This window comes from Vibrio cincinnatiensis DSM 19608 (genome assembly GCF_900167345.1).
Lineage (GTDB): Bacteria > Pseudomonadota > Gammaproteobacteria > Enterobacterales > Vibrionaceae > Vibrio > Vibrio cincinnatiensis.
Map to the genome: position 1 here is coordinate 1 of NZ_FUXB01000036.1, position 3,858 is coordinate 3,858.

Annotated in this window: 4 protein-coding genes; all 4 read right to left on the reverse strand. The window is 39.1% G+C overall.

Annotated features, from left to right (window positions below; translation table 11 throughout):
* Positions 1-227: 227 nt before the first annotated feature.
* The 4 genes from B5D54_RS16535 to B5D54_RS16555 all read right to left on the reverse strand — a co-directional run bounded on the left by B5D54_RS16535 (position 228) and on the right by B5D54_RS16555 (position 3,614).
* Positions 228-602, reverse strand: coding sequence for a hypothetical protein (locus B5D54_RS16535; protein ID WP_078927626.1), 375 nt, complete (start codon positions 600-602; stop codon positions 228-230).
* A 157-nt stretch (positions 603-759) separates the two neighbouring features.
* The gene (locus B5D54_RS16540) at positions 760-1,962 is read right to left on the reverse strand and encodes a DUF3644 domain-containing protein (protein ID WP_078927627.1); all 1,203 of its coding nucleotides are present in this window, start codon (positions 1,960-1,962) and stop codon (positions 760-762) included.
* Positions 1,963-2,105: 143 nt separating this feature from the next.
* Positions 2,106-3,218 (reverse strand): YiiX/YebB-like N1pC/P60 family cysteine hydrolase, encoded by a 1,113-nt coding sequence (locus tag B5D54_RS16550; protein WP_078927628.1) that lies wholly within the window; start codon positions 3,216-3,218, stop codon positions 2,106-2,108.
* 213 nt (positions 3,219-3,431) lie between these two features.
* The gene (locus B5D54_RS16555; RefSeq protein ID WP_078927629.1) at positions 3,432-3,614 is read right to left on the reverse strand and encodes a DUF645 family protein; all 183 of its coding nucleotides are present in this window, start codon (positions 3,612-3,614) and stop codon (positions 3,432-3,434) included.
* Positions 3,615-3,858 lie beyond the last annotated feature (244 nt).

A 3,858-nucleotide genomic window follows, 5' to 3' on the forward strand; every position in this document is an offset into this window, starting at 1 on the left:
CATGTAAAATAGAAGCTAGCTTAAAAATGCACAAGCATAAAAACACTTTAAATTTCAATACATTGTGGTCTTTTTCTCTACGGTTACATAACGCCCGGTTAAGGGGCAACCAACGCCACTACCAAGCTTCCGCATTACACCGTAACCACAAAAACCAACGCATAATAAAAATGCCACGCGTTGGTTGTCCCTCTTGAACCGTTTGTTAGCTTTACGGCTGAAAGACTTCAAAGAAGTTTTTTCCTAACTGCACACAGCTGATCAATTTTGCTTTGTAGATTAGTTATTGGTAACTCCCACTCAGTCTTGGTCAATGCTTCCGAAATTAATGAGTTTTGCATTAACTTAGCTATTTTTGATGGGACATCATCTAAATTCCGTCCGTTCACAAAGGTATCGTCATCATAATCATATGGGTGGGTTTCGATTGCGTTGGCAATTTTTAACTTCTCAATGAGGTCATTCAATTGCTCAATCTCAAACTTATTTTCCACCTGCTTAATCTGTGCTCTCCTAGCTTTACTTGCGTAAAACACCGACACACAAGCAGCTAACGCGGATAAACTCATTGGGATTAACCGCGACCAATCCAACTCTTCCACTTTCACCTCTCAGTTATACTCTTGGAAAGCTAACGCCCGCTTAAGGGGCAGCCAACGCTACTACCAACTAACCGCATAACACCGTAACCACAAAAACCAACACATAGCAAAAATGCCGCGCGTTGGCTGTCCCTCTTGAAGCGTTTGTTAACAAGCATTACTTTCGGTTTTTATAACATTCTAGGGCTGATTCTAACCAACCCTTTTGTTCTGTTATATTTTTTACTACCCAAGTCACAAAGGCTTCTGAATAACGATGAATATCAGTGAAGTTGTGATGTGTAGAATTATTATCCTGTTTAATTTTGTGTTTATAGCAAATAGCTTGAAAGGAGTGTCGATTTATTTTTTTACTACCCAAGATAGAATTAATTTTATTAATTGCCTCATTAGTCGTATGAGGATGTGTCGTGTTTAAATCTTTCGCTTGAGTGATAATAACTGCTTGCTGGCCATTGTAACCAACGCTAAGTGTAAGGTCTGCATTACTAGGATTCTTTGTTAACGCTAGTTTATATTCGATTGATATTGAATATTTGTCAGAATTAATTTCCTTAGCATTAGTCTCAAACTGCTTAAGGAAACTAGCCACTTCTGAAGCTGTAATGTCACCGTAACACTCTTTGATTACGCCGATCTCTGGCTCTGGCCCATCAAGAACAAGGCTTAACATACCAACACTTTGTCCTGCTAGTGGGGAGTTACCCATTTGATTACGATACCGCTCTTGGTAATTAAGTACGTTTGCTTGAAAAAGCCTCGACAACTGTGGTTGCAATTCGGGTATAAGTAAATGCGTAGCCTGATCTCGTAGTTGAATTAATGTTTCAATATTCAACCTTACCGGATCATTATTTTTTAACCTTAGAGGTAAAGCGTCGCTAATGGAGATACTTCTACCATTTTTATAAAATACTTTTTCTGAACCTAAAGCATCTAATATTTCTGCTTTCAAAAATAGTTCCCAAGCATTTACCATCATAATAGTAAATGCTTCTACACGGTTGCTCAAACTTGGTCGGTTGTAAACTTCAAGAGCTAAAATGAATGCATCAAGACTGCATTTAATGAGTTTCTGATACATTTTTTCGTTGGGCGTGAGCTTGCGAGCTGAAGTACTTTGCGACATCAAACGAATAAAATCATCATTTGATACTTGGGACAATCCTTCTGAAACCCAACCACCTTTATCCGACTTGAAGATATAAGTACCATTTAATTTTTCACTAATATATTTCCCAACACTTTTGGGATTATATCCCGTCGCATCAGCAGCTTGCTGAAAAGTAAAACTTGCTGATTTATTTTCTTGTTCACGGAAGAACTCCAATAGCAAGATTCTCTTGTCTTGTCTAACCATATACTTGAACTCTCCTGATGCTTGTTAACGCCCTGTTAAGGTGTGAGCAACGCAATACCGATGCCCTCCGCATACCACCTTAAACATCAAACGCAACGCATAGTAAAAATGCCACGCGTTGCGAATCACTCTTAAACAGTTTGTTATGCGCCTTGAACCCCTAGTATTTCTTTCCCTTTACCACAGTTTACAGCAGCGATTCTCAGCACTTCACTACTAGCATAAGCAACATCGTAATTACGATATTTTTTTGAAACTTGGTGTAGAAATTTTGCCCTTACGTAAATGCCAGTAAGCAAATTCATATACAGCAAGCAGTGCTCTCGATAGTAGCTCAAGTTATTATGTACATAATAATTTAAGTATCTATTCAAGTTTTCTGAGTAGAGATTAATGATGTCTAACTCCTTGGATAACTGCTCGTTAAAAAAGGCATGTTTGTCATTTCGTTCTTTTACCACAGAATCTAATAAGGTTAGATTATAACGGTACGGGTTTCTTTTAGTGTCGAAATTATAATGAGTTAGGTACCCACCGGAGTTCATATAACTAACGACAAGCTCATCATACTGATGGTTTAGTTTCAAAAACTCGTCAACATCAGTGATACTTTGAATGTCAAAATCTTTTGATAGACCCTCGATCTTTACCAGTTCTCGAACCTTATTGACCCAAGCTATTGTGTCTTTTTGGTGGAGAATATTAGGGTCATCAGTTTTGGCAAAAGCAATTTCGTGCTCTTCTGCTTCACGGACTATATTATTAACTTTATAAAAAACCTTACACAGAGATAACTGTTTAGGTGTACAGTAAGCTGGATTTCTAATGTTCCCTAGATTTATACCATTATCTGAGTATGATAATGCGACTAACCTAGAGCAGAATTGTTTCCTAGATTCCGGCTTGTTAAGTATTTCTCGGATTCTTAGAGTAACTGCTTCTGATATTGTATATAGAGATGCCGTTTTCGAACGTGCATAATCACATACATTCTTAATTTGAGTCTCGTCCAACTCCGCTCGATATCTGTATACGGCAACCTGTTTTTCAGAGTCAAAAAGCAGTCTCTGGGGGTTTTTAGAAAATACTCCGCCTAACGTTGCCTCGATCATCGTTCCACCCACATAAATTGCGGCATGGGAGTACTTAGAGAGGGTTGCAGCTCTAACACCTATACTCGCAAAGCCTTTCTCTGAAGTTAGTATAACATCACCTAGTTTTAAGCTAGGCACATCAAGAATCAATTTCTTACCCATTTAACTAAGGTCTCTCATATTTCCTGTAGGCGCATAACGCCCGCCTAAGGGGCTGGCAACGCATTACCACCAAACTCAAACACAACAACCGATACCACCGCGGCTCAATGGGACTGGAAACGCCACGCGTTGACAGTCCCTCTTGAGGCGTTTGTTAGCTTCGTAGCCTACTGTTTAACAATGATTTTTTAACACCTTATCTTGAAAGGCATTTTACGCAAAAGCATCATACAAACACACGTCCAACGCCAGAAGCTGTGAAGTTAGCGGCCAAAACTCAAAACGATCAAGGTTGAGCTGGCCACGGTAAAAAGTCCGCAACAAAGAAAACCAGATCACAGCGATGATGCAGTCTTTTATAAAGCCAAACTGATCGTGTTGTGCATCCAACAACATTGAAGTTTCGAGGCTTGTTGGTTTTTAGCGACTTTGAAACGACTGAACTTTCAACGCTTTCTACCACATCAACATTAAGCAAAACTCAAAAGCCCAATTGTACAACTTGAACACTTAAAGCTGATTTTTCAGAACGACTGAGTTTGGATTTTAATGATTCCAGCCTTTAAGAAGCTAACGCCGCATTAAGGGGCAAGCAACGCTAACAACCGAACTTAAACTAACCAGCCGTAACCTCAAATGC